22 protein-coding genes and 2 tRNA genes are annotated in these 25,081 nt (G+C 57.3%); 17 read left to right on the plus strand and 7 right to left on the minus strand.

Features of this window, described 5'->3' with window-relative positions; genetic code table 11:
• Positions 1–412 precede the first annotated feature (412 nt).
• The gene (locus tag AC2FNC_RS02620) at positions 413–1,432 is read left to right on the plus strand and encodes a helix-turn-helix domain-containing protein (protein ID WP_496714543.1); all 1,020 of its coding nucleotides are present in this window, start codon (positions 413–415) and stop codon (positions 1,430–1,432) included.
• Positions 1,433–1,610: 178 nt separating this feature from the next.
• On the opposite strand, the gene rpoD is transcribed toward AC2FNC_RS02620, so the two are convergent.
• The 4 genes from rpoD to AC2FNC_RS02640 form a co-directional block, all read right to left on the minus strand.
• Entirely contained in the window at positions 1,611–3,593 is a 1,983-nt protein-coding gene (gene rpoD / locus AC2FNC_RS02625; protein ID WP_480476408.1) for an RNA polymerase sigma factor RpoD, read from the minus strand.
• A gap of 114 nt (positions 3,594–3,707) precedes the next feature.
• A complete protein-coding gene (gene dnaG, locus AC2FNC_RS02630) occupies positions 3,708–5,657 on the minus strand; it encodes a DNA primase (protein WP_496714544.1) in 1,950 nt (649 codons plus the stop codon).
• 80 nt (positions 5,658–5,737) lie between these two features.
• The gene (locus AC2FNC_RS02635; protein WP_480554631.1) at positions 5,738–6,034 is read right to left on the minus strand and encodes a hypothetical protein; all 297 of its coding nucleotides are present in this window, start codon (positions 6,032–6,034) and stop codon (positions 5,738–5,740) included.
• A 119-nt stretch (positions 6,035–6,153) separates the two neighbouring features.
• Positions 6,154–7,584, minus strand: a complete 1,431-nt coding sequence (locus AC2FNC_RS02640; RefSeq protein ID WP_496714545.1) for a Glu/Leu/Phe/Val family dehydrogenase — start codon at positions 7,582–7,584, stop codon at positions 6,154–6,156.
• Between the two features lie 335 nt (positions 7,585–7,919).
• Here AC2FNC_RS02640 and AC2FNC_RS02645 point away from each other — a divergent pair, with 335 nt between their 5' ends.
• The 3 genes from AC2FNC_RS02645 to AC2FNC_RS02655 are packed head-to-tail and all read left to right on the plus strand — an operon-like array spanning position 7,920 to position 10,685.
• Positions 7,920–9,557: a Tad domain-containing protein gene (locus tag AC2FNC_RS02645; RefSeq protein WP_496714546.1), complete on the plus strand. Its 1,638-nt coding sequence runs from the start codon at positions 7,920–7,922 to the stop codon at positions 9,555–9,557.
• On the plus strand, positions 9,554–10,084 hold the full coding sequence (locus tag AC2FNC_RS02650; protein WP_480516530.1) for a TadE/TadG family type IV pilus assembly protein: 531 nt from the start codon (positions 9,554–9,556) through the stop codon (positions 10,082–10,084). The genes AC2FNC_RS02645 and AC2FNC_RS02650 overlap by 4 nt, the downstream gene beginning before the upstream one ends.
• Before the next feature lie 4 nt (positions 10,085–10,088).
• Positions 10,089–10,685 (plus strand): TadE/TadG family type IV pilus assembly protein, encoded by a 597-nt coding sequence (locus tag AC2FNC_RS02655; protein WP_480516528.1) that lies wholly within the window; start codon positions 10,089–10,091, stop codon positions 10,683–10,685.
• Here the strand turns inward: AC2FNC_RS02655 and AC2FNC_RS02660 are convergent.
• A complete protein-coding gene (locus AC2FNC_RS02660; RefSeq protein WP_480476394.1) occupies positions 10,647–11,126 on the minus strand; it encodes a hypothetical protein in 480 nt (159 codons plus the stop codon). The two genes, AC2FNC_RS02655 and AC2FNC_RS02660, sit on opposite strands and share 39 nt — an antisense overlap.
• A 157-nt stretch (positions 11,127–11,283) precedes the next feature.
• Between AC2FNC_RS02660 and AC2FNC_RS02665 the strand changes: the two genes are divergently transcribed.
• On the plus strand, positions 11,284–12,195 hold the full coding sequence (locus AC2FNC_RS02665) for a pirin family protein (protein WP_480516526.1): 912 nt from the start codon (positions 11,284–11,286) through the stop codon (positions 12,193–12,195).
• A gap of 21 nt (positions 12,196–12,216) precedes the next feature.
• On the opposite strand, the gene AC2FNC_RS02670 is transcribed toward AC2FNC_RS02665, so the two are convergent.
• Entirely contained in the window at positions 12,217–12,804 is a 588-nt protein-coding gene (locus AC2FNC_RS02670; RefSeq protein WP_480604093.1) for a TetR/AcrR family transcriptional regulator, read from the minus strand.
• Positions 12,805–12,906: 102 nt separating this feature from the next.
• Here AC2FNC_RS02670 and AC2FNC_RS02675 point away from each other — a divergent pair, with 102 nt between their 5' ends.
• From AC2FNC_RS02675 to AC2FNC_RS02700, 6 genes are all read left to right on the plus strand, one after another.
• Positions 12,907–13,155 carry a hypothetical protein gene (locus AC2FNC_RS02675; RefSeq protein WP_496714547.1) on the plus strand — a complete coding sequence of 83 codons (249 nt, stop codon included), beginning with the start codon at positions 12,907–12,909 and terminating at the stop codon, positions 13,153–13,155.
• A 125-nt stretch (positions 13,156–13,280) separates the two neighbouring features.
• Complete coding sequence (locus AC2FNC_RS02680; RefSeq protein WP_480516520.1) at positions 13,281–14,567, plus strand: homoserine dehydrogenase; 1,287 nt, start codon at positions 13,281–13,283, stop codon at positions 14,565–14,567.
• 69 nt (positions 14,568–14,636) lie between these two features.
• A complete protein-coding gene (gene glpX / locus AC2FNC_RS02685) occupies positions 14,637–15,620 on the plus strand; it encodes a class II fructose-bisphosphatase (RefSeq protein WP_480516517.1) in 984 nt (327 codons plus the stop codon).
• Positions 15,621–15,713: 93 nt separating this feature from the next.
• A complete protein-coding gene (gene recJ, locus AC2FNC_RS02690; RefSeq protein ID WP_480516515.1) occupies positions 15,714–17,456 on the plus strand; it encodes a single-stranded-DNA-specific exonuclease RecJ in 1,743 nt (580 codons plus the stop codon).
• A 98-nt stretch (positions 17,457–17,554) separates the two neighbouring features.
• Positions 17,555–17,629 (plus strand) — tRNA-Glu (locus tag AC2FNC_RS02695).
• Positions 17,630–17,655: 26 nt separating this feature from the next.
• Positions 17,656–17,730: transfer RNA gene (locus tag AC2FNC_RS02700), tRNA-Glu, on the plus strand.
• 65 nt (positions 17,731–17,795) lie between these two features.
• Here the strand turns inward: AC2FNC_RS02700 and AC2FNC_RS02705 are convergent.
• On the minus strand, positions 17,796–18,578 hold the full coding sequence (locus AC2FNC_RS02705) for a DeoR/GlpR family DNA-binding transcription regulator (protein WP_496714548.1): 783 nt from the start codon (positions 18,576–18,578) through the stop codon (positions 17,796–17,798).
• 475 nt (positions 18,579–19,053) lie between these two features.
• On the opposite strand from AC2FNC_RS02705, the gene AC2FNC_RS02710 reads away from it, so the two are divergent.
• The 6 genes from AC2FNC_RS02710 (at position 19,054) to AC2FNC_RS02735 (ending at position 25,050) form a co-directional block, all read left to right on the plus strand.
• On the plus strand, positions 19,054–20,793 hold the full coding sequence (locus AC2FNC_RS02710) for an ABC transporter substrate-binding protein (protein WP_496714549.1): 1,740 nt from the start codon (positions 19,054–19,056) through the stop codon (positions 20,791–20,793).
• A 62-nt stretch (positions 20,794–20,855) separates the two neighbouring features.
• Entirely contained in the window at positions 20,856–21,905 is a 1,050-nt protein-coding gene (locus AC2FNC_RS02715; protein WP_496714550.1) for an ABC transporter ATP-binding protein, read from the plus strand.
• Between the two features lies 1 nt (position 21,906).
• The gene (locus tag AC2FNC_RS02720) at positions 21,907–22,983 is read left to right on the plus strand and encodes an ABC transporter ATP-binding protein (RefSeq protein ID WP_480476374.1); all 1,077 of its coding nucleotides are present in this window, start codon (positions 21,907–21,909) and stop codon (positions 22,981–22,983) included.
• Positions 22,980–23,843 (plus strand): carbohydrate ABC transporter permease, encoded by an 864-nt coding sequence (locus AC2FNC_RS02725; RefSeq protein ID WP_480493503.1) that lies wholly within the window; start codon positions 22,980–22,982, stop codon positions 23,841–23,843. Before AC2FNC_RS02720 ends, AC2FNC_RS02725 begins: the two co-directional genes overlap by 4 nt.
• Entirely contained in the window at positions 23,840–24,637 is a 798-nt protein-coding gene (locus tag AC2FNC_RS02730) for a carbohydrate ABC transporter permease (RefSeq protein ID WP_155139158.1), read from the plus strand. The genes AC2FNC_RS02725 and AC2FNC_RS02730 overlap by 4 nt, the downstream gene beginning before the upstream one ends.
• A gap of 8 nt (positions 24,638–24,645) precedes the next feature.
• Complete coding sequence (locus AC2FNC_RS02735; RefSeq protein ID WP_480604084.1) at positions 24,646–25,050, plus strand: DUF2160 domain-containing protein; 405 nt, start codon at positions 24,646–24,648, stop codon at positions 25,048–25,050.
• The last annotated feature ends 31 nt before the right edge of the window (positions 25,051–25,081 follow it).

Genomic DNA, 25,081 nt, shown 5'->3' on the forward strand with positions numbered 1-25,081 from the left:
CGCATTCGCCGTCAAACACAATCAGGTTTTGGTCATAAACCCCTGTATTCTCAAAAACATCTTGCAAGGTTTTTCACCGGTATTTTTGACTTAAAGCCAGCCTGACAAAACCACCTGAGCGAAGCAATGCGACATGTACGAAAGGTATGGGGGCGTGCCGGGGAGCCTTGACCAGAGGCTGGTGATTTCCCCGAGGCTCTGACCTCATCCCCATAAAGGTCTGGACCCGGCAACATTGCTGAATTGGTTCGTTGCACATGGCGACGCTTGTCCATACCGGGCAATAAATTTCGAGAATTTGCCACCGATGGCTTGTTTCTGTGTGAAATCGACTTGTCAGCACCGTCGATCATGAAAGAGAATTCTGTAATAGTCCGCTTATGTATTTGAAAATTTGAGGTACTGCTTCGCGATGGATGTCGATATCGGCCGACTTCATCTGTTTGTTCAGGCACTGGACCGCTATTCCGGAAATGGCGATATGTCCTGTAATGTCCTGAAGATGGCAGGGCTGCGCCCTCAGGATATCGCGCCGCCGGTCTCAACCTACAGCGTACAAAGCGAGGCTTTGTTTATCCGTTATGCATGTGACGCCACCCACGACGTCACGTTTGCGGCTCGCACGGGTCTTGAGGTTACGTCAGCCTCGACCGTGATCGCCTATATCAGCAAGTGTTCCCGCGATCTGAAACAGGTGATGGAGAACCTTTCGCGCTTTCACGGCATCATCGACCCTGCCATCGCGCTTAACCTGCGCGTCGCGGGTAACTTTGCGACCTTGGAAGCCGAGTGGAAAGACCCCGGATTTGCGCGGTATCACAGACGCACCGAGTTCCTGATATTTGCTGCCCTGGCCAGAATGCGGAACCTGACGCAAGTCAATCTCTATCCGATAGAAATTCGGTTTCAGCACAGGGTCGGCGACCACGCCCGAAGATTTGAGAAGCTTGCCGGTTTTCCTGTGACCTTTGGGGCTGAGAACCTCGAGATTATCCTGCCACTTTCCGCGCTGGACCTGCCTGTGCCGACATATGACCCCCAACTCAGAGAGCACTTGCTGGGATATGCAGATCGCCTGCTTTCTGAGAGAGGCGCGCCCAAACATCTGACCCGCTCCAATGTCGAAGGGCTGGTTACCCGTTCCCTGCCCGGCGCAATCCCGCAGGCCGAAAGCGTCGCGACTGATCTGGGGATGAGCCTTAGAACCTTCAGCAGGCGCCTCAGGGATGAAGGCACCAGCTATCGCGATGTTGTCGACGAACTGCGGTGCGACCTGGCGCAGACCTTTATCAAGAATGAAATGCCCTTGTCCGAAATCGCCTATTCGCTGGGCTATGCGGATCAGGCCGCATTTTCGACCGCTTTCAAACGTTGGACAGGCCAGCCGCCCAGCGCGTTCAAGACGCGATTGGCACACCCGATACGGACGTGAGACCGGGGGTCATCAGCTTGAAAAACCTCGCCCCGGCCCGTCCCATGAGTGGACAAAACGGATATAGAAGGACAGAAGGTCCGGGCCTTGTGCGTTCCCGCCAATGTGATGGGAGAACAGGCCATCGTGAAGAGCGCCTTGATTGAAAAAAGGCGCCTCGGGTGAGGCGCCTTGGAAATTATTGATCCAGGAAGGACCGAAGTTTTCGGGATCGGCTGGGATGCTTCAGCTTCCGCAGCGCCTTCGCTTCGATCTGGCGAATACGTTCGCGGGTCACGCTGAACTGCTGACCCACCTCTTCAAGCGTGTGATCGGTGTTCATACCGATGCCGAAACGCATCCGCAGCACACGTTCTTCGCGCGGGGTGAGCGAGGCCAAAACCCGTGTGGTGGTTTCCTTGAGGTTTTCCTGAATGGCGCTGTCCAGAGGCAGCACGGCATTCTTGTCCTCGATGAAATCACCCAGCTGGCTGTCTTCTTCGTCACCAATCGGCGTTTCCAGCGAAATCGGCTCTTTGGCGATTTTCATCACCTTGCGAACCTTCTCAAGCGGCATTTGCAGCTTTTCGGCCAGTTCCTCGGGTGTCGGTTCGCGGCCGATCTCGTGCAGCATCTGGCGGCCGGTCCGGACCAGCTTGTTGATCGTTTCGATCATGTGAACCGGAATACGGATCGTGCGCGCCTGATCCGCGATCGAACGCGTGATCGCCTGACGAATCCACCACGTTGCATAGGTCGAGAACTTATAGCCGCGGCGGTATTCGAACTTGTCTACCGCCTTCATCAGGCCGATATTACCTTCCTGAATAAGATCAAGGAATTGCAGGCCGCGGTTCGTGTACTTCTTGGCGATCGAGATCACCAGACGCAGGTTGGCTTCGACCATTTCCTTCTTGGCCTGCCGCGCCTCTTTTTCGCCCTTCTGGACCTGCTGAACGATGCGGCGGAATTCGCTGATGTCCAGACCCACATACTGGCCGACCTGAGCCATGTCGTTGCGCAGCTCTTCGACCTTCGCGGTCGAGCGTTCGATGAACATCTGCCAACCCCGACCCGGCTTTTCCGCCATCTCGGCCAGCCAGTTCGGGTCAAGTTCGCGGCCGCGGTATTCGTCGATGAACTCGCGACGGTTGATCCGCGCCTGATCGGCCAGCTTCACCATCGAGCTGTCCAGCGCCATAACGCGACGGTTGATACCGTAAAGCTGATCGATCAAAGCTTCGATCCGGTTGTTGTGCAGGTGAAGACCATTCACCAGTTGCACAATCTCGGCCCGCAACTTCTGATAAGTCGCCTCGTCCTCTTCGCTGAACGTGCCATCCTCGTTCAGGGTGGCCGAGATACGGCTGTCCTGCATTTCAGACAGCATCGCGAAATCGGTAGAGATCCGTTCCAGAGTGGTCAGAACCTGATCCTTCAATGCCGCTTCCATCGCGGCTAGCGACATATTAACCTGATCGTCTTCGTCATCATCGTCGTCGCTGGTGATCGGGTTGCCATCCGCATCCAGTTCCGGCCCGGCCTCTCTTGCAGGTTTTGCAGCCTGCACGGCAGACGCATCAACAACTGGCGCGTCGCCGTCTTCGTCCAGCTGGTTGCCGAACGTGGTTTCCAGATCGATGACATCCCGCAGCAGAATGTCTTCGGACAACAATTCATCGTGCCAGATGGTGATCGCCTGGAAGGTCAACGGGCTTTCGCACAGGCCTGCGATCATGGTGTTGCGCCCTGCTTCAATCCGCTTGGCGATGGCAATCTCGCCCTCACGGCTGAGCAGTTCAACCGAACCCATCTCGCGCAGATACATGCGAACAGGGTCGTCGGTGCGGTCCAGCTTTTCGGTGGCGGCCCCTGCCAACGCAACCTCGCGGTTGCTTTCTGTGGTTGTCAGATCGGTCGAGCCTTTGTTCTCTTCCTCTTCGGCCTCTTCATCTTCGATGATGTTGATGCCCATCTCGGACAGCATCGACATAACGTCTTCGATCTGTTCCGAGCTGACCTGATCAGGCGGCAAAACCTGATTGAGCTGATCGTAGGTGATGTAACCTTTCTCGCGGGCCTCGGCGATCATCTTCTTGACGTTGGCCTGGCTCATGTCCAGCGAGATTTCCTGTTCCTGCTCGTCGGATTTGCTATCTTCGGTCGTATCTTTGGCGGCCATTCAATGCTCCTGCAGGGATGGGTGATTCGTTTGATCCGAATCATTAGCGCGTAGAAGTGATTCGGCCACCCGTTTACCTGTTTTTCTTTTCCAGTGCCTTACGAAAACACCATTTTACCGGCGTTTCCGCTCGAATTTGATGCCGGACATAATCGCCTCGAACGCGTCTTTCTCGTCGCGGTTGATTCGCGCCCCGTTGTCGGCGATGTCGAATATGGCCTTGTCCTCATTCTGGCTTCGGCTTGTCCGATTGCGTTCTTCCGCCGCTTGCGCCAGCCTATATGTCAGCGCCTCATCGGCCAGATCGGACAACTCCTCTGCGGCTTCGGCAATCTCAGCATCCAACCCCCGGAGCGCTTTGATTTTCGCGAGTTCTTCGGCCAGTGTCATCTCGGCCTTTTCGACGTCGCCTGGTTTGAACACACAGGGGATTACGGCGACATGGCGAAGGGCCAGCAGGTTTTCAAGGGCCGAGGGCCCTAAAGTTTCGGTAATGTGGTCCTTCAGATTGTTCGGGTCATCGATCGCGTGGCGCAGGATTGCAGTTCGCAATGCAGCATGATCGGGATCACGGCATTCCATTTCTTCCATTTGGTGTTCGAACTGCACGACGACTTGGGGGTTAAGCGCGGCAATAGCCAGAATGGCCGCTTCGCGCAGTTGAATCTCGGCATTCTCGGACGAGGCCAAAAACGAGGACCGCGCGCCGGGTGTGGCGGGCTGTTTTGGCGGCACCCATTTGCCACGCGGTTGCCATTGCCGGGATTGCGGCTGCCGTTGCGGACGGAACAAGTGCCACCGCAAATCCTTGATCTCTTGCCCATAATGCGACCGGATCGATGGGTCGCGGATCAGCTTGATTTTCTCGCGCAGGGACTTGTCCAAAGCCGCCTTGCGTTCGGGGCTGTCGAACACCCTGCCGTCGGTCTCGCGCTGCCACAGCAGCTTGACCATCGGAATGGCACCATCCAGTACGGCCTTCACGGCACCTGCCCCTTCGGCGCGCAGCAGGTCGTCGGGGTCTTTGCCCTCGGGCATCAGGGCAAACCGCAGCGACTTTCCAGCTTCGAGCAGCGGCAAAGCCAGATCAACCGCCCGCATCGCCGCGCGCAGACCTGCTGTGTCGCCGTCCAGCGCAATGATCGGCTCGTCCGATATCCGCCACAGCAGTTGCAATTGATGTTCGGTGATGGCCGTTCCCAAAGGGGCAACCGACGCGCCAAAGCCGGCTTCGACCAGCGCGATCACGTCCATATAGCCTTCGGCCACGATCAGCGGCTGACCCTTCCCCGCCGCCTGACGTGCCGGGCCTTGATTGTAAAGACTGCGTCCTTTGTCGAACAGCTCGGTCTCGGGCGAGTTCAGGTATTTCGCGTTGTCATTGGGGTCCATCGCCCGCCCGCCAAACGCGATACAACGCCCGCGCGGGTCGCGGATCGGGTACATGATGCGGTTGCGGAAGGTGTCATAAGGCTTTTTGCCCTTGTTCGAGGGCTTGGCCAGCCCGGCCCCAAGGATCAGGTCCTCGGCCACGTTCTTGCCGCGCAGATGGTCCCAAAGCGCCTGCCAATCGTCCGGGGCAAATCCAATCTCCCACCGGTCCAGTGCTTGCGCATTCAACCCGCGGCGCGCGAGGTAGTCTCGTGCGGCGGCTCCTGCCCCGGTCTTGAGTTGCAGGCGGAAGAACTGCGCTGCCTGCTCCATCACATCAGCCAGCTGTGTTCGGTGGTCCTGTTTTTCCTGCGCCTTCGGATCGCGCGCAGGCATCGGCATCCCGGCTTCGCGGGCCAGAATCTCGACAGCTTCGATGAACGAGACATTCTCGGTCTCTTTCACAAAACTGATCGCGTCGCCTTTAGCGTGGCAGCCAAAGCAGTAGTAAAACCCCTTTTGGTCATCCACGTGGAACGAGGCCGTCTTTTCATGATGGAACGGGCAAGGCGCCCACATATCCCCTTTGCCCGGATTGGACTTGCGTTGGTCCCACATGACTTTGCGCCCGACAACCTGAGACAGGCTGAGCCGCGTGCGCAATTCGTCCAGAAATCCGGGGGGCAATGACATGAGTCAAACCTGACAGAAACAGGAACGCGCGCCAAGGGGATGGCGCGCGGTTGTCCACAGGGAAATTGCCGGGTTGTGGATTATTGTTGCAGGCACAGTTCAAGCCACGCCGCGCCCAGGTCTTTCTTGCGCACATCCCGCATCTTTTGCTCATAAACCCAAGGTGTGATCAGCGGGATTGCAGCATTGTAGTTTTCGGGCCATGTCGGGCCGCTATCCGCCACCGCTTGTACAACGTCACGTTCGTTTACACGGTCCAGTCGCGCCTTTTGAATCGCAGCCACCACATCTGCTTGATACTTGCAGCTTTGCTCCTTGGTTTCCTGAGCGGCCAAAGGGGTGGCCAACAGAGCCGCAACAAAAGCGATACGCAACATGGAATTCTCCGGAGATTCGTTTCTTTGACGTAGATTGCCCGTCAACCTAACGGGCTGTCATGGACATTCAAGCCGCAGCCGATGCAGGCGGGGCGAATTGATCACCCCGCCTGTCTGATTCAGAGACCTTTGGCGCGGTAGCTTTTCGCAACACGGTCAATCGCCACGATATAAGCCGCCGTGCGCAGGTCCTCGACATCATCACGGCTGTGCCAAACCTCACGCATCGACTGATAAGCAATGCGCATTGTGTCATCGAGACCCGAGCGCACCAGCTCAAGCTCATCCGCGCCTTTGAGGTACTTGGCCTTAAAGTCCGGCGACATAGACCATGCATCGCCCAGGTACCGGTCCAGCCTTTCCAGCTCGCTGACGATCAGTTCATGACGCGATTCTTCCTGACGACGCTGCATCCGGCCAAAGCGGATATGGCTAAGGTTCTTGACCCATTCAAAATAAGACACCGTCACACCGCCCGCATTTGCATACATGTCGGGGATGATCACTGTGCCTTTCTTGCGCAGGACTTCATCCGCGCCAGCGGTAACCGGACCATTGGCAGCTTCGATAATCAGCGGCGCCTTGATCCGATCGGCGTTCGACAGGTTAATAACACCCTCCAAAGCCGCCGGGATCAGAATGTCGCATTCGGCCTCCATCACTGCTGCACTTTCAGCGGAATGGGTCGCATCGGGATAGTCTTTTACGCCGCCGTGTTTGACAATCCACTGCCGCACGGCTTCGACGTCAATGCCGTCGGGATTAAATAGCGCACCATCCCATTCGATGATTCCGGTGATGAGCGCGCCGTCTTCTTCGCTCAGGAACTTGGCTGCGTGATAACCTACATTGCCAAGCCCCTGCACGATAATGCGCTTACCATCCAGTTTGCCCGACAAACCTGCTTTTTGAATGTCTTCAGGGTGGCGGAAAAACTCGCGCAGCGCATATTGGATGCCACGTCCGGTCGCCTCGACCCGCCCGGCAATGCCGCCCGCATTCAAGGGCTTGCCGGTGACACAGGCGCGCGCGTTGATATCCGTTGTGTTCATCCGCGCGTATTGGTCGGCGATCCAGGCCATCTCACGTTCGCCGGTGCCCATATCGGGCGCAGGCACGTTTTGCGATGGGTTTATCAGGTCTCGCTTTGCAAGCTCATACGCAAATCGCCGCGTGATCTGTTCCAGCTCATGCTCTTCATATTCTCGTGGATCAATGCAAAGCCCCCCCTTGGAGCCACCAAACGGCGTTTCAACAAGCGCGCACTTATACGTCATCAGCGCAGCCAGGGCTTCGACTTCGTCCTGATTCACTGCGGTGGCATATCGAATACCGCCCTTGACCGGCTCCATATGTTCCGAGTGGACAGATCTGTAGCCGGTGAAGGTATGAATTTCACCACGCAACCGAACACCAAATCGAACTGTGTAGGTTGCGTTGCAGACACGGATCTTTTGCTCCAACCCCGGCGGCAGCTCCATAAGGGCGGCTGCCCTGTTGAACATCAGGTCAACACTTTCACGAAAGCTGGGTTCTTTGATGCCGGTCATAAAATCCTCCGTAGCGGTACATGACGATACGTCACGACGTTTTGTCGCACCACTGGCGGCATGCTGCAATCAAACAATGCACTTTTTTTAATCATTTTATGAACGCATGCTTAGTTGCCCTAGGGTGAGTCGCTCAGATCGGCCAACTCCCTAACGAATTGTTTTCATTTCATCGACAGATCACCTGAAACGGTCCGAATTATACCCCTCGGGCGCGTAAAAAGGCCAAAACCAAGCCTTTTTCGCCCAATTCACGCCACGTTTGAAAATTAACTTTGTCCCAAATCTCTTTTTCTTTGACGCACGAATTCGACGTGTGAAGCGGAGTAACCAGAATGCTTAATTCCTTGCTTTGTAACGACGGCTCGAAACCGAAGCGCAAAACGTTCAAGTTAGTGCAGTTCGCTCGGAACGAAGATGGCGTCTTCACCATTTTCGTATTGTTTATGGTGGTCCTGATGCTGGCGATTACCGGCATGGCCATGGATGTCATGAAGTATGAGCGTGACCGCGCTAGCCTGCAATCCACACTGGACCGCGCTGTGCTTGCCGCCGCAGACCTCGACCAGGACCTTCCCGCCAAGGCGGTCGTCGATTCTTACATGGACAAGGCCGGGCTGGGCAATCTGAATGCCATTACGACGGTCGTCGAAGGTTTCGGCTCCAAAAAAGTAACTGCTACAGCTGAAGCGGTTGTGCCGACCCGCTATCTGAGGTTCGGCAAAGTCACTGAACTGGGCCTTGTTGCGACCAGCGCGGCTGAAGAATCCATTGGCGCTGTCGAAATCTCGTTGGTTCTCGACATCTCCGGCTCCATGTCTCAATCGTCCGCCACGCCATCAAAGACAAAAATCGCGGTATTGAGAGAAGCTGCGTCGGAATTTGTGAGGCTCATGCTAGACAAACCTGACGAAACACAGATTTCAATCTCGATTGTTCCTTATGCAACGCAGGTCAACGCTGGTGCATCAATCCTGGACAAGTTCACGAATGTCACGCAGGAACACAGTTATTCGCACTGCGTAAACTTCATTCCAGAGCAGTACAGCGATTCTGATCTGGAACGGGATGACACGTTGGAGCGCACCGCCCATTTCGATCCTTTCACCTATTCTGAAGGGTCAATCGACCTGCCCGTTTGTCCGGTCCGCGCAGGGAGTGCAATCACCCCTGTCACCGACAATATGAACAAACTGCTTGCCCAGATTGCGTCCCTCACCCCCGGTGGGAACACGTCGATTGATATTGGGATGAAGTGGGGCACTGCCCTGCTGGACCCGAGTATGCGCGGAATTGTTCGCGACCTGTCACTGGAACAGGATCCGTCCTTTGTAGGTACAACAATTGTACCATCAAAATTCTCGGTCCGTCCTTCAGACTATGGCACCGACGTTCTGAAGATCGCCATTGTTATGACCGATGGTCAGAACACCGATCAATACATGCTTAACCCATCGCTGCGCGAAGGTATGTCAGACGTCTGGTACAACCCGGAAGCTGATGAGTACACCGTGTACCATTCTCAGGGTCGTCCGAATTTTTTCTGGCCTCAGCAAGACGTTTGGGCGGATCATCCCTACGGAAACCCGGAACCTGAGACAGAGCTGAACGAAGAACCCGGAACAGCCGTTCGGTTGACATATCCTGAACTGTTTAACCGAGTATCTTTGGCATGGAACGCACGGTACAACTATTACTGGCAGTCCAGCGGTTGGGCAGAATGGTATTCCAAGGCCTACGCGAAAGTCGAAACGTCGGCCAAGAACCAGCGCACCAAGCACATTTGTGATGCGGCCAAAGATCAGGGTATCATCGTTTACGGTATCGCATTCGAAGCGCCCAGAAGCGGATACAGGACCCTCAAAGACTGTGCCAGCTCTGACAGCCACGTCTATGACGTAAGTGGCCTGAACCTTGAGAAAGCCTTTGAATCCATCGCATCGTCGATCCGCAAGCTGAGGCTAACCCAATGATCAGCAGAAAGCTGTCGATGCTACGCCTGTTTCGACAATCCGAGGCAGGGAATGCGACAATCGAGTTCATCATGCTCGTACCCTTCTTCCTGGCGCTTCTCGTGGCAGGAGCCGAACTGTCCATCATCACAATGCGGCATGCTGCTTTGGAGCGTGGGGTTGACCTGATCGTAAGGGATATTCGGCTGGGTACAGGTACGGACTGGAATCACGACGTGATCAGGGATCGGATTTGCGAAGTGTCCGGAATCAAGGATTGTACAGGGAATTTGCGACTGCAAATGGTCAAGCAGGACGCGTTCGCTGGTATCTTGCTTTCGGATGACATCCCCTGCACGGACAGTTCTGAAGATCCCAAGCCGGTTCTGGATTTCAAGAGCGGCCAGTCCAATGAGTTGATGATCCTACGTGCCTGCCTGCGCATAGATCCGGTTCTTGAGACCTCTGCCATTGCCAAGCTTGTCCCGGACGCTACCGGCCACTACGCGGTGACCGCAACAACGGCATTCGTACAGGAGCCACTGTAAGATCATGTCTGTACTCCAAAATCTGAGAAATCGCGTCAAAGTCTTCAAGAAAGACGAAAGTGGCATTCTGACCGTAGAAGCCCTCATGATTTTTCCACTGATGTTATGGACGATTACGTTCACGTTCACAGCATTCGAGGGGTTTCGTCAAAGCGCGTCCAATCTGAAGGCAGCTTATACAATCAGCGACCTGATTTCGCGTGAAACGCAGGCCGTAACAGATGTGTATATCGACTCGCTGCACGATTTGGCGGGCAAGATGATCAATAACCGGTCAGACGTGAAAATGCGTGTCTCGCTGATCGTTTACGATGAGGACGATAAACGCCACTATGTGCGCTGGTCGACCGTTCGCGGCTTTGACAATGAGTGGGACGACAACAGCATCGATGAAATCGAAGATCGCCTGCCGCCGATGCCCAATCAGGATACGGTCATTCTGGTCGAAACGTCGAATGAGTACATCCCCACGTTTAGACCGGGTTGGGACTTTGCGACAGGTATCACCTTTGAGAACTTCATCTTTACCCGTCCCCGCTTTACTAACGAAGTTGCGTGTAACTTATCCAGGACCCCGTTCGTCTGCACAAATAGCGGATAGAATTTCGGACATGAACTTGGCTTCGGCGGCAGATGTCATGCCGCCCACGCCAACCCGGTGACCCACCCGCCACCACAATCCCGGAGCCCAGCGGTTCGCCGCTTTGTTTCGCGTACGGACCAGAAAGCCGTTTGACGGTTTGAACGCGAATACACCCCGATCCACCGTTTCAATATCGGCCACTTCCGCGATGACCTGACCCGATCCCGTTCGCAACTCGGTCCGGGTCAGTTCGATACAGTCTTCTGTGGCGCGCCATACCCGAAGCGCCAGCCAAAGCGATGCACCGCCAACGACAAACAGAAACACCTGCCAAACCGGTTCGGGCGGCGATGCCAGCGCGACATAGGTAACCAGCATTCCAACCGTTGTCAGCATCCCTACCCCGGTCCATCGTCTGGGGGATGAGGCCTGAATCGTTGCCAACACGTCGTCCTGCATGGATGTCTCCTGTCTGATCCACTTCGATCTAGCCATTTTGCGCCGGAAACAACAGGGGTTTGGCTGCAAAACAATTTCGCACAGGTCCGGTTATTTTGTGCAAATTGACTGCTGTGGCGCAGAGATTACATGCTGCCCGGATGAAACGGAGGCAAACATGTCCCTTAGACCGACGTTGGAAACACGCAAAGCCATCCCCACAATGGAAGGGGCTGGTGTGAAACTTCACCGCGCATTCGGGTTTCAGGACCCGTCCGAACTGGATCCCTTTCTGCTGTTTGATGATTTCAGAAATGAACGCCCGCAGGATTATCAGGCCGGTTTTCCCTGGCACCCGCACCGGGGGATCGAAACGATCACTTACGTCCTGACCGGCACGGTCGAACATTCGGATTCGCTGGGCAACACCGGCACGCTTGGCGCCGGTGATGTGCAATGGATGACCGCCGGATCCGGTATCCTGCATCAGGAAATGCCAAGCGGCAACATCTCAGGCCAGATGCACGGCTTCCAGTTGTGGGGCAACCTGCCTTCGGACCAGAAGATGACCGCCCCGCGCTATCAGGACGTCCAAAGCAAGGATATCCCCGAAATCACCGATGACGATGGCACGACAGTGCGGGTGATCGTAGGTGATTTCTGGGGTAAGACTGGACCCGTAGACGGGATAGCTGCTGACCCGCAATATCTGGATATCTCTGTCCCGGCGGGTGTGAAGAAAACTTTCCGGATCGATACGTATCGCCGTGCTTTCGCCTATGTGTTTCAGGGTCAGGCCGCCTTTGCCGATGCCTCGCAGCCGACAGGTGTGCTGCTGGAAAAGGAAATCGCCGGGCAAGAGGTCAATATCCGCGACATGTCTGGGGATCGCACGCTTGTCCGTTTTGGCACTGGCGATGAAATCACCGTTCAGGCTGGCCCCCAAGGCGTGCGGTTCCTACTGATCTCAGGGGCTCCGATCAACGAACCCGTCGCCTGGCATGGCCCCATCGTGATGAACACGCGGGCCGAACTGGAACAGGCATTTCGCGAGCTGCGCAATGGTACGTTCATTCGCCCCGCGCACTAACAGCGTGACGGTTTGACTTTGTCAGGCCGTCACTGCCTTGTGCACCATGTTCCAATAGATCTCCTCGACCTCGTCCAGAGACAGGCGACCGCCCGAGCGGTACCAGGTCATCACGCCATTCAGCATGGCAATCACGGCCAGCGTTGCAATCTTCGTGTCCGAAATTGCGAAATGTCCGGCCTGCTGCCCTGAAGCAAGGATGCTTTCCAGCACGTTTTCGTATTGGCGCCGCAGGTCTTCGATTTCAGCAAAGTTTTCGGGTGAAAGATTGCGCAACTCCATATAGGCGATGAAAACTTCGTCGGGGCGTTGCAAATGGAAGCGGATGTGAAAGCCGATAAACTGGCGCAAGGCGTCTTTTGCATCGTCGCAACGGCCCATTGCATCTTGCGCCTCAAGCAGGTCCTGCATGTGTTCGCGCATCAACCGGTGTAAAAGGCTCTGTTTGTCGGGCGTATAGTTATAAAGCGCGCCTGCCTGGACCCCGACCTCTTTCGCGATCTGCCGCATCGAGACGGCGGCATACCCATAGCGGGCGAACAGGTGCAGCGCAGCCTTGCGGATACGCGGGCCGGTTATGTCGGAATGTGAGCCTTGAGTGCGTGCCATGGGCCTACAGTATATGAACAGATGTTCATATAGAACCCCGCTTGAACGATGTCGTCAAAACGTGCATCACGATGGGGCAACAAAGACCGAAAAGCCTGCGACATGAAACTGCTGCCTGTTTTGCCCCTTATTCTATTTTGCACTGCCTGTGCGGACATTCCCGAGCTGGAAGGCAGCGAACCGGCTGCAGTCAGATCCGCCCCCTACCCGCGCCTTATTCCGTTGCAGGAAACGTTAGGGCCACCGGTGGACCCAATCCATCAGGCAGCAGCCGTCGAAGACGAACTGACACAACGCAGCAATGCCTTGGCTCAAAAGGCGCAGGCGCTACAAAACGCGCAAACCAACTGACGCGCCATAAATCACCCCCACTATCCCCCGGTGACGGATTGCACCCTTGGCCTGAACCCGCTAAGGCAGCGCTGATTGGACAAGCATCCGACACCAGAAAATCTCGAGCGGAAAAGGACCACGACATGACACAGGCACTGCGGCTGGGAATTGCGGGCTTGGGAACGGTCGGCGTGGGTGTCGTCAAGATCGTCCGCCGCCATGCAGAGTTGTTGCAGGCCCGAACAGGCCGTTCGATTGAAATCGTGGCTGTTTCCGCGCGCGACCCGAACAAAGACCGTGGCGTGAACCTGTCGGACTATGCCTGGGAAACTGATCCGGTTGCATTGGCAAAACGCGACGACATAGACGTTTACGTCGAATTGATGGGTGGCGAGAATGGTCCAGCCAAAGCCTCGGTCGAAGCAGCATTGGCCAGTGGCAAGGATGTGGTCACGGCCAACAAGGCGTTGCTGGCCATCCACGGGCAGGAACTGGCCGAAAAGGCCGAGGCCGCCGGTCGTGTGATCCGGTTTGAGGCCGCTGTCGCTGGTGGTATCCCGGTTATCAAATCCCTGACCGAAGGTCTGGCGGGTAACGAGATCACCCGCGTGATGGGTGTGATGAACGGGACGTGCAACTACATCCTGACTCGGATGCAGTCGCAGCGTCAGGGCTATAATGCCCTTTTCGATGAATGCGCCGAATTGGGATATCTGGAGGCAGACCCCAATCTGGACGTCGGGGGTATCGACGCTGCGCACAAGCTGGCTCTGCTATCCTCGATTGCGTTTGGGACCAAGCCGAATTTCGACGCGATCGAGATTGAGGGTATCCAGCAGATCAGCCTGGACGACATCGACCAGGCCGAAGACATGGGCTTTCGCATCAAGCTGCTGGGCGTGGCGCAGCGCACCGCGCGCGGGCTGGAGCAACGTATGCAGCCCTGCCTGGTACCCAGTGACTCACCACTGGGCCAGCTGGAAGGCGGCACCAATATGGTCGTGATCGAAGGCGACGCGGTTGAGCAGGTTGTTCTGCGCGGCCCCGGCGCGGGCGAAGGCCCGACAGCCAGCGCTGTGATGGGCGATGTCTGCGATCTGGCGCGCGGATTGCAAATCCCGACCTTTGGCCGCCCGGCCACCACGCTTGAAACCGCAGTTCCCGCCGTCACCGGCCGACCTGCGCCGTATTATCTGCGACTGGGCCTGCTGGATAAACCTGGTGCATTGGCCAAGGTTGCGGCCATTCTGGGCAATGCCGGGGTGTCAATCGACCGGATGCGCCAATATGCACATGCCGAAAGCACAGCGCCTGTACTGATCGTCACCCATAAGACCACCCGAACGGCGCTAGACGTCGCGTTGGAGGGTTTCCGCGAAACCGATGTGGTGGCAGGCGACCCGGTTGCATTGCGGATTGAAGCGGTTTGACCTTGCGGCCTGCATGAAACGCAAGCTATGCCGGAAGACACGGCTATACTGACCAGAGGATACAGAAACATGAGTGCTGCCAAGACCGATTTCAATGACCGCCTGCTGTCTCTGGGGCTGGCGAGGGTAGCGGAACAGGCTGCACTGGCTTCGGCTTCGCTTGTGGGCCGGGGCGATGAGAAGGCCGCGGATCAGGCCGCAGTGAACGCGATGCGGGAACAGCTGAACCTGCTGGATATAGCAGGTGTCGTGGTCATCGGTGAAGGCGAGCGTGACGAGGCACCGATGCTGTATATCGGCGAAGAGGTTGGCACCGGAAATGGCCCCGGCGTGGATATCGCACTGGATCCGCTGGAAGGCACCACGCTGACCGCCAAGGATATGCCGAACGCACTGACCGTCATCGCAATGGGCCCGCGCGGCTCGATGCTGCACGCGCCGGATGTCTATATGGACAAACTGGCGGTTGGCCCGGGTCTGCCGGAAGGCGTTGTCAATCTGGACATGACGCCGCGCGAGCGTGTCGAAGCGCTGGCCAAGGCCAAGGGGTGCAAACCGGCCGACATCACCGTCTGCATTCTGGAACGCCCGCGCCACGAAGCGATGATTGCCGAAGTGCGCGAAACCGGTGCCGCGATCCGTCTGATCACTGATGGTGACGTGGCGGGTGTCATGCACTGCGCCGAAAGCGAAGTGACCGGCATCGACATGTATATGGGCCAGGGCGGCGCGCCCGAAGGTGTGTTGGCCGCCGCTGCGCTGAAATGTATGGGCGGGCAGATTTTTGGCCGCCTGTTGTTCCGGAACGATGACGAACGTAGCCGGGCCGCCAAGGCTGGCATCACCGATCTGGACCGAGTTTATGCACGTGATGAGATGGTGACGGCGGATGTGATCTTTGCCGCCACCGGCGTGACTGGCGGCTCTTTGCTGCCCCGGATCAAGCGCGAGCCCGGCTGGGTGGAAACCACGACGCTGTTGATGCGGTCCAAGACCGGGTCGGTACGCCGCATGTCCTACCGCACGCCGACTTGGCCGCATGACAATTCATAACGGCTTGCGCCGTTGCCTTCGGCCAGAGTATTTCTGAAAAGGTGAAGAGGCCGGGTCCGCAAGGGTCCGGCCTTGGCGCATAAGAGGCGAGCAATGAGTTTTCTTGGAGTCGAGCAATCACTGACGGGACGGCTTTGGGTTGGACCTAGCCCCGAGATTGAGCGGGCGGCCGAGATGATGGCGCAACAAACCGACCTGCCCCGTGCCGTTTGCCAAGTTCTGGCCCGGCGCGGCGTGCCAGTATCGGAGGCGCCCGGCTTTCTTGACCCAAAGCTGAAGGAGTTGCTGCCTGATCCGCGGGCCTTAAAGGATATGGAAGTTGCCGCCACGCGCTTTCTGGAAGCCGTCCGCAATCGTCAGAAAATCGCGGTGTTTGCAGATTACGATGTCGATGGCGGCAGCTCTGCTGCGTTGCTGCTGGTCTGGCTGCGGCAGATGGGCGTGCAGGCGACGCTTTATGTGCCGGACCGGATCGACGAAGGGTATGGCCCCAACGTTCCCGCAATGCAGGAGCTTTCGGCCAGGCATGACCTGATCATCTGCGTTGATTGCGGCACGCTCAGCCATGATCCGATTGCGGCGGCTACGGGTGCGGATGTGATCGTTCTGGACCACCATCTGGGGGGCGAGACGCTGCCCGATTGCGTCGCTGTGGTAAATCCAAACCGACAGGATGAAAGCGGCGATCTTGGTTATCTTTGCGCGGCAGGCGTGGTGTTTCTGATGCTGGTCGAAGCCGGTCGCCAGCTGCGTGACGCAGGCGCAAGGGGACCGGACCTGGTGGCCCTTTTGGATCTGGTGGCCCTGGCGACCGTTGCCGATGTGGCGCCGCTGATAGAAGCTAACCGCGCCCTGGTGCGACAGGGGCTGAAAGTGATGGCACAGCGGCAGCGCCCCGGCCTTGTCGCGCTGTCCGATATCTCGCGCATGGATACAGCACCCAACAGTTATCACCTGGGGTTTCTGCTTGGGCCCCGTGTGAATGCCGGGGGAAGGATTGGTCAGGCCGATCTGGGCGCGCGCTTGCTGAGTACCGATTCTCTGCATGAGGCGCAGGCGTTGTCCGAACGTCTGGATGCATTGAACACTGAGCGCCGCGACATTGAAAACGCGGTGCGTTCCGCCGCGCTGGCGCAGGCCGAGGCGCGTGGCTTGGACGCCCCTTTGGTCTGGGCGGCAGGCGAGGGCTGGCACCCCGGTGTCGTTGGTATCGTGGCCTCTCGGCTGAAGGAGACAACCAATCGACCGGCAATCGTGATCGGTTTTGATGGGGATGAGGGTAAGGGTTCGGGCCGCTCGGTTTCTGGCGTCGATCTTGGGGCTTCGATCCAGCGTCTGGCGGCCGAAGGGTTGCTGGTCAAAGGAGGCGGCCACAAGATGGCCGCAGGTTTGACCGTCATGCGCGATCAGTTGGAACCCGCAATGGAGCGCCTGAGCGAGTTGCTGGCCAGACAGGGGGCCGGCCAGGGCGGTCCTGCGGATTTTAAACTGGATGGCGCGTTGATGCCCGGCGCGGCAACCGTGGATCTGATCGAGCAGATCGAACAGGCCGGACCGTTTGGCGCCGGTGCTCCGGCCCCGCGCTATGCGTTGCCTGACCTGCAGGTTCGCTTTGCCAAACGGGTCGGTGAATCGCATCTGAAACTGTCGCTGACCGATGGAATGGGCGGCGGGCTGGATGCGATTGCCTTTGGTGCTTTTGACGGGCCGATGGGCGAAAAACTGTCAAATCACGGCGGTGCGCGCTTTCATTTTGCGGGTCGGCTAGAGGTCAACACCTGGGGCGGACGCCAATCTGTGCAGCTCAGGCTGGAGGACGCGGCAGAAGCCCGTTAACACGCAGCTTTGGTGCGCTAAAAAACTTTCCAATCCCTGCGTTTTTACGCTTGCGGGGGTCACGGCGAAACCGTAAAAGGCCCTCCACAAGCCAGCGTGGCCCGTTCGTCTATCGGTTAGGACGCCAGGTTTTCAACCTGGAAAGAGGGGTTCGATTCCCCTACGGGCTGCCATTTGCGCTTGTGACCTGATACCAAGTGGCCCGTTCGTCTATCGGTTAGGACGCCAGGTTTTCAACCTGGAAAGAGGGGTTCGATTCCCCTACGGGCTGCCACTCTTCCTTAGATTCTTCCATCCCAATGCAGCAAGACCATCCGGGCTGCGCCTTAAAACAGCAACCTAGCTGTCATCAGCGATCTGAATTTCGATGCCCCAACGGTCAAGGAATCTGGCCACCCCACCTATTGGCACAGCATCCGTGACCAGCGAATGCACCAGCCGAGGATCCGGCCCCACATAAGGTGCCCTTTCACCAAACTTGGAATGCGCTGCAGCCATAACAACCTGGTCCGCACACCTGACCACCACCGATGCAAGATCCGCTTCGGCCGCGCTTTGATACAGAAACCCTTTGCTGTCTGAAATCGCATCCGTGCTCAGGATCACGATGTCAAAGGCATAGCGTTGCAGCTGCTTATGGGTGACGTGACCAAAGGTACCCCTTTCATCGATCTGCAACTCACCCCCCAAAAGGTGCACCCGGTTTCCGTTGACCCCGGCCAAGGTCTGCACGACGCCGATGGAGTTGCTGACAACCGTGAGGTTACTGACCTGGCGCAGTTCTTCGGCGACAAAGGCAGTCGTCGATCCCACATCCAGGAAAACGGTCATCTGATCGCGAACCAGTTTCGCGGTATGCCCGGCGATCAAACGCTTTTCATCCGCGTCTTGCGAAATCCGGTGAAAGAAGTTGGGGGCGCCCTGCACTCCGGCAAGATAGGCACCGCCATGAACGCGCTCGACCGTACCCGCCTTTGACAAGGCTTTGATCGTTCGGCGCACCGTCTCTTCGGAGACGCCGAGCATATTCGCCAAATCTGAATTCCGGGCCGTTCCACCCAAACGTCTTAGGGCATCAAGCAATTCCAGCTCACGATGGGTGTTGAGGGTATTCTTCTTCACGAACCGGCTCCGGAAATTTTCTTTATATGGACACGGAATACCGTGAACGGCAAGGCAGTGCCACATCCGCATTGCCACATCCGGCCTTTTGTCGGACCGGATTGGTGCTATGTGAGCACTGAGTTTTAGCAATAATGATCTGGGAAGCTGGTTTGCCTGACTTCCCACTCAGTGCCGGATCAGTGTCGGTGCCTCACGAAACACGAGTGCAATTCTGCGCGCCAGCCGTCATTGCAAGCCCGCATTGAGTCACGGTGGATTTCCCTATTTACCCCGCTTGAACTCAATAGATTTTCACAAGAAAAATTAGTTGTTTACAATCAATCTCTGCACTGGAAGGACGCTCGAATCACCTGTCTTCTGAATGCCTGAACGTCAATTACTAAAAATTTAGTTTGACACATACGCAAAAAATCGCTGATGCTGTTCTGCATCCGGTTCCCGCCGGAGAACCATAATTTTTGGGAGGAGACAGATGCGGAGACATCTACTTTCCGCAGTGGCGGCGGCTGCCGTCATTGCGGGGCACGGGTCCGCTTGGGCCGACGAAGCCGCAGCACAACGTTGGATCGACGACGAATTCCAGCCATCGACCTTGTCGAAAGACGAACAGATGGCCGAGATGCAATGGTTTATCCAAGCTGCACAGCCCTACGCTGGCATGGAAATCAACGTCCTGTCCGAAGGTATTCCGACGCATTCCTACGAGTCGGAGGTTCTGACCAAGGCTTTTGAAGAAATCACCGGCATCAAGGTCAATCACCAGATCCTTGGCGAAGGCGAAGTGGTCCAGGCTGTTCAGACCCAGATGCAGACAGGTCGGAACCTGTATGACGGCTATGTCAACGACAGTGACCTGATTGGTACCCACTCGCGCCTGCAACTGGCCTATCCGCTGACCGACATGATGGGCGGCGACTGGGCGGCGACAACCTCGCCGACAATCGATCTGGATGACTTCATGGGCATTCAGTTCACCACCGGGCCGGACGGCAAGCTGTATCAGCTTCCCGACCAGCAGTTTGCGAACCTTTACTGGTTCCGCAAGGACTGGTTCGATGACGAGGCCAACAAGGCCGCGTTCAAAGAGAAATACGGCTATGATCTGGGCGTTCCGGTCAACTGGTCGGCCTATGAAGACATCGCCGAGTTCTTCACCAATGACGTGAAAGAAGTCGACGGCGTGGCGATCTACGGCCACATGGATTACGGCAAGCGCGCGCCTGACCTTGGCTGGCGCATGACCGACGCCTGGCTTTCGATGGCCGGTGCCGGTGACAAGGGCGAGCCGAACGGTATTCCGGTTGACGAATGGGGCATCCGCATGGAAGCGGGCACCTGTAACCCGGTCGGCGCCTCGGTGTCGCGCGGTGGTGCTGCAAATGGTCCCGCTGCGGTCTATGCGATCCGCAAATGGGACGAATGGCTGCGGGCCTACGCGCCTCCAGGTGCGGCGTCTTACGACTTCTATCAGTCGCTGCCGGCACTGAGCCAGGGCAACGTGGCCCAGCAGATTTTCTGGTACACCGCCTTTACCGCCGACATGGTGAAGCCGAAGTCCGAAGGCAACAACACCGTGGATAACGAAGGCACGCCGCTGTGGCGGATGGCGCCCAGCCCGCACGGCCCCTACTGGGAAGAAGGCCAGAAGGTTGGCTACCAGGACGTGGGTTCCTGGACGTTCCTGAAATCAACCCCCTCGGATCGTGCGCAGGCAGCCTGGCTTTATGCCCAGTTCGTTACGTCCAAGACTGTTGATGTGAAGAAGTCCCATGTGGGTCTGACCTTCATCCGCGACAGCTCGGTCAACCACGAGTCGTTCACGGAACGTGCATCCAAGCTGGGTGGTCTGGTCGAATTCTATCGCTCGCCTGACCGCGTGGCATGGTCGCCGACCGGCATCAACGTACCGGACTATCCAAAGCTGGCCCAGATCTGGTGGCAGCAGATCGGTGACGTGAACTCGGGCGCCTTCACCCCGCAAGAGGCGATGGACCGTCTGGCCGAAGAGATGGACATCACCATGGCCCGTATGCAGGCCGCGGATGAAAGTGCCGGTGTCTACGGTGGCTGTGGCCCGCGTTTGAATGAACCGCAGGACGACGCATTCTGGCTGGAAAAAGCGGGTTCGCCCAAGGCCAAGCTGGAAAACGAAAAGCCGCAGGGCCAGACCGTCAACTATGACGAACTGGTTAAGCGCTGGCAGTCCCAGTAAAAGCAACATCGTAGGCCGGGCTTAAGCCCGGCCTACCCCTGAATGCCCCGCGAGTTTCCCAGATGATCGAACTTCAAGACGCGACCAAACGGGTCGGCAACGTCATCCATATCAAGCCAACAAACCTGACGCTGCAAACCGGCCATTTCAACGTGCTATTGGGCGCGACAGGTTCCGGAAAAACGTCACTGATCAAGATGATGGCCGGGTTGGACCCGATCGCCTCGGGCAAGGTTCTGATGGACGGGCAGGACGTGACACGGTTGAACACGCAAAAGCGGCAGATCAGCCTGGTGCACCAGTTCTTCGTGAACTACCCGCATATGACCGTATTCGACAATATCGCCTCGCCTCTGCGCGTGGCTGGCATGGCCAAGTCCGAGATCGATGGCCGCGTGGAAGAGGCCGCCGATCTGCTGCAACTGCGCCCTATGCTGCACCGCCGCCCGCATGAGCTGTCGGGCGGGCAACAACAGCGAACCGCGCTGGCGCGTGCCATCGCAAAAGAAAGCCGCGCCGTCTTCCTTGATGAGCCGCTGGCGAATCTTGATTATAAACTGCGCGAAGAGTTGCGCGAACAACTGCCCGACCTGTTCGCTGGTCGCGGGGCCGTCGTTGTCTACGCCACCTCGGAGCCTGAAGAGGCATTGCTGCTGGGGGGCTACACCGCGCTGATGGACGACGGCCGCGTGACCCAGTTCGGCCCAACCACCGACATCTACCGTAATCCGGAAAACATTGCCGCGGCGCGTGTATTCTCGGACCCGCCTATCAATGTGGCTCGTATCACCGTTGCCAGCGCCCGGGCGCAATTGGCAGGCAATGTCGGCTGGGCTGTCTCGGACATGGCCGATGGGGAATATATGGTCGCTGTGCGCCCTCATCGCGTGACGCCATTCCGTACGTCTGACGCTGATGTCGAACTGACCGGACGTGTGATCGTGACCGAACTGTCAGGTTCGGATTCCAGCGCGCATTTCCAGCATGGGGACGAAGCCTGGGTTTCACTCGCCGCTGGTGTGCATCCCTATCAGGTCGGCGAAGATCACAGTTTCTACATGAACCCGGCCCATTGCCGGTACTTCAGCCAAGACGGCAAAAGGGTGGCCTGACATGGCACAGATCAAGCTTTCAAACCTCCGACACAGCTATTTGCCATCGCCAAAAGGCCCCGAGGACTATGCGCTCAAGGAAATCGACGTCACGTGGCGCGATGGCGGGGCCTATGCACTGTTGGGACCGTCAGGTTGTGGCAAGTCAACGCTGCTGAACATCATATCCGGTCTTCTTACCCCCTCGGAAGGCCGGATATTGTTCGATGATCAGGACGTCACCGCCCTGCCCCCGGACCAACGCAACATCGCGCAGGTTTTCCAATTTCCGGTGATCTACGACACGATGACCGTGGGCGAGAACCTGGCCTTCCCGCTGAAAAACCGGGGGGTTGATCCTGCGACAATCAAGCGCCGTGTTCTGGAAATCGCCGAGATGCTGGATGTTACGGATATGTTGAACACCCGCGCATCGGGCCTGAGCCCGGACAACAAGCAGAAGATCTCGATGGGTCGCGGCCTTGTTCGCGACGACGTGAATGCGGTGATGTTCGATGAACCGCTGACCGTGATCGACCCGCACCTGAAATGGAAACTGCGATCCAAGCTGAAAGAGCTGCACCAGCGCGTGCAGGCCACAATGATCTACGTGACACACGACCAGACCGAGGCGCTGACCTTCGCCGACGAGGTGGTGGTAATGCAAGACGGTGAAGTGGTTCAGATCGGAACGCCGGTCGAACTGTTTGAACGGCCGCAGCACACATTTGTCGGCCATTTCATCGGCTCGCCGGGTATGAATGTCCTTCCGTGTGAAGCCAAAGGCGACCGCGCCGTATTTGAAGGGCACGAGGTCATGCTGGAAGGTCCCACACATGGTGACGGCGGCCGCACCGATCTGGGTATCCGCCCGGAATATGTAGGTTTCGGCGACACTGGCATTCCGGCACATGTGACCAAGGTCGCCGATATCGGCCGCCACTATGTGGTCAGCGCCGTGGTCGGCAACACCGCCCTCAAGGTCGTGACTGAACATAGTGTACCGGAACCGGGATCACAGGTCTTTTTGCAATTCAAACCCGAACAATCCCGCGTCTACCGCGACGGCTGGATCGCAACTCAGGAGCGGGTGCAATGAGAACGGAAAACCAAAAGGCGTGGTTCTTTGTCCTGCCCGTACTTGCGCTGGTAGCGTTCAACGCGCTGGTGCCTATGATGACGGTGGTCAATTACTCGGTGCAGGAAACCTTCGGCAACAACCAGTTCTTCTGGGAAGGACTGGGCTGGTTCGAACAGATCCTGCGATCCGACCGGTTTCAGGCAGCACTTGGACGGCAGTTTCTGTTCACCTTCCTGATCCTAATCATCGAGGTACCGCTGGGCATCATCGTCGCCCTGTCGATGCCGCGCAAAGGCTTTTGGGTGCCTGTCTGTCTGGTGCTGATGGCCTTGCCGATGCTGATCCCTTGGAACGTTGTAGGGTCGATGTGGAACATCTTCACCCTGCCCAAGATTGGATTGCTGGGATATTTCCTGAATGACGTGCTAGGCATCAACTATGACATGACGCAACAGCCGCTTTCGGCCTGGATAACCGTCATCGTCATGGATGTGTGGCACTGGACGTCGCTGGTCGTGCTGCTGTGCTATGCGGGCCTCGTATCAATCCCCGACGCCTATTATCAGGCCGCCAAAATCGACGGCGCCAGCCCGTGGTCGGTGTTCCGCTATATCCAGCTGCCAAAGATGAAGACGGTTCTGACCATCGCGGTTCTGCTGCGGTTCATGGACAGCTTCAATATCTATACCGAGCCTTTTGTTCTGACCGGGGGCGGTCCCGGCAACTCGACCACCCTGCTGTCGATTGACCTTGTGAAGATCGCGCTGGGGCAGTTCGACCTTGGCCCGGCGGCAGCGATGAGCCTGATTTATTTCGCCATCACGCTGCTGGTGTCGTGGCTCTTCTACACCCTGATGACAAAGGACGACGCAGAATGAAAAAGCGGTCCATCATCCCGATCCTCTATATAGCGTTCCTGATGCTTCCGATCTATTGGCTGGTGGCGATGTCCTTCAAGACCACGAACGAGATCCTGTCGGGCTTTTCCTTGTTTCCCCAGACTTTTACGCTGGAAAACTATATCACCATCTTCACTGACCCGACGTGGTACTGGGGTTACATCAACTCGATTACCTATGTGACTCTGAACACAGTGCTTTCCGTCTGCGTTGCCCTGCCTGCGGCTTATGCGTTCTCACGCTATCGGTTCCTCGGCGACAAGCAGCTGTTCTTCTGGCTGTTGACCAACCGCATGGCCCCGGCGGCCGTGTTCGCCCTGCCATTCTTCCAGCTCTATTCGTCGATCCACCTTTTCGACACCTATCTGGCCGTGGCTTTGGCCCATACGCTGTTCAACGTGCCGCTGGCGGTGTGGATTCTGGAAGGGTTCATGCGTGGTATCCCAAAGGAGTTGGATGAAACCGCCTATGTGGATGGATATTCGTTCCCGCGCTTCTTCGTGACAATCTTCCTGCCCAACATCAAGGCAGGTGTCGGTGTCGCGGCGTTCTTCTGCTTCATGTTCTCATGGGTGGAAATGCTGCTGGCCAAGACCCTGACTGCGGTTGAGGCCAAACCCATCGCTGCCGTGATGACCCGCACAGCATCCAGTGCCGGGTACGAGTTGGGTCTGCTGGCCGCTGCGGGCACCCTGACCATCATCCCCGGTGCCATCGTCATCTGGTTTGTTCGCAACTACATCGCGCGTGGCTTCGCGATGGGACGAGTGTGAGGTTCGACATGCGAAAACTGCTTCTCACCCTCCCCTTCGTGCCCTCAGCAGCCTTTGCTCAGGCCAAGGCCGGATGGGGCAATGTCGGACAGGAGGCCGAAAAAGGGTTCTCGTGGACGGACCCCTTGTGGCCCGATTTCTGGATGGCATGGACACCTGCCACGCTGGCCGTGTTTGTCGGCATCTTCTCGGCCATAGCATGCATTGGCCTGCTGGAAGGTTTCAAGTTCCGCGACGGGATTGAACGACGCGGGGTTCTGGGGCTGACAACCACGCTAGGGGATCGCCTGTTCATTACCCTTCTGGGGTCCGCGTACATTTTCCTGGCGTGGCTTGGATTGGTCGGGCAACCGGTCTGGACACCGCTATTCCTGTCGATTGGCTGGGGCGTTTTTGTGTTCTGGAAAGTTTAGACTTTGAGAAATCGCGAAAGGATGCTTGTCT

This window comes from Ruegeria sp. BHSA123, from assembly GCF_059613425.1.

Bases quoted from the DNA above. Each gene is read 5' to 3' on its own strand.
- AC2FNC_RS02620 (WP_496714543.1), top strand. From the start codon at position 413: ATGGATGTCGATATCGGCCGACTTCATCTGTTTGTTCAGGCACTGGAC.
- rpoD (WP_480476408.1), bottom strand. From the start codon at position 3,593: ATGGCCGCCAAAGATACGACCGAAGATAGCAAATCCGACGAGCAGGAA.
- dnaG (WP_496714544.1), bottom strand. From the start codon at position 5,657: ATGTCATTGCCCCCCGGATTTCTGGACGAATTGCGCACGCGGCTCAGC.
- AC2FNC_RS02635 (WP_480554631.1), bottom strand. From the start codon at position 6,034: ATGTTGCGTATCGCTTTTGTTGCGGCTCTGTTGGCCACCCCTTTGGCC.
- AC2FNC_RS02640 (WP_496714545.1), bottom strand. From the start codon at position 7,584: ATGACCGGCATCAAAGAACCCAGCTTTCGTGAAAGTGTTGACCTGATG.
- AC2FNC_RS02645 (WP_496714546.1), top strand. From the start codon at position 7,920: ATGCTTAATTCCTTGCTTTGTAACGACGGCTCGAAACCGAAGCGCAAA.
- AC2FNC_RS02650 (WP_480516530.1), top strand. From the start codon at position 9,554: ATGATCAGCAGAAAGCTGTCGATGCTACGCCTGTTTCGACAATCCGAG.
- AC2FNC_RS02655 (WP_480516528.1), top strand. From the start codon at position 10,089: ATGTCTGTACTCCAAAATCTGAGAAATCGCGTCAAAGTCTTCAAGAAA.
- AC2FNC_RS02660 (WP_480476394.1), bottom strand. From the start codon at position 11,126: ATGCAGGACGACGTGTTGGCAACGATTCAGGCCTCATCCCCCAGACGA.
- AC2FNC_RS02665 (WP_480516526.1), top strand. From the start codon at position 11,284: ATGTCCCTTAGACCGACGTTGGAAACACGCAAAGCCATCCCCACAATG.
- AC2FNC_RS02670 (WP_480604093.1), bottom strand. From the start codon at position 12,804: ATGGCACGCACTCAAGGCTCACATTCCGACATAACCGGCCCGCGTATC.
- AC2FNC_RS02675 (WP_496714547.1), top strand. From the start codon at position 12,907: ATGAAACTGCTGCCTGTTTTGCCCCTTATTCTATTTTGCACTGCCTGT.
- AC2FNC_RS02680 (WP_480516520.1), top strand. From the start codon at position 13,281: ATGACACAGGCACTGCGGCTGGGAATTGCGGGCTTGGGAACGGTCGGC.
- glpX (WP_480516517.1), top strand. From the start codon at position 14,637: ATGAGTGCTGCCAAGACCGATTTCAATGACCGCCTGCTGTCTCTGGGG.
- recJ (WP_480516515.1), top strand. From the start codon at position 15,714: ATGAGTTTTCTTGGAGTCGAGCAATCACTGACGGGACGGCTTTGGGTT.
- AC2FNC_RS02710 (WP_496714549.1), top strand. From the start codon at position 19,054: ATGCGGAGACATCTACTTTCCGCAGTGGCGGCGGCTGCCGTCATTGCG.
- AC2FNC_RS02715 (WP_496714550.1), top strand. From the start codon at position 20,856: ATGATCGAACTTCAAGACGCGACCAAACGGGTCGGCAACGTCATCCAT.
- AC2FNC_RS02720 (WP_480476374.1), top strand. From the start codon at position 21,907: ATGGCACAGATCAAGCTTTCAAACCTCCGACACAGCTATTTGCCATCG.
- AC2FNC_RS02725 (WP_480493503.1), top strand. From the start codon at position 22,980: ATGAGAACGGAAAACCAAAAGGCGTGGTTCTTTGTCCTGCCCGTACTT.
- AC2FNC_RS02730 (WP_155139158.1), top strand. From the start codon at position 23,840: ATGAAAAAGCGGTCCATCATCCCGATCCTCTATATAGCGTTCCTGATG.
- AC2FNC_RS02735 (WP_480604084.1), top strand. From the start codon at position 24,646: ATGCGAAAACTGCTTCTCACCCTCCCCTTCGTGCCCTCAGCAGCCTTT.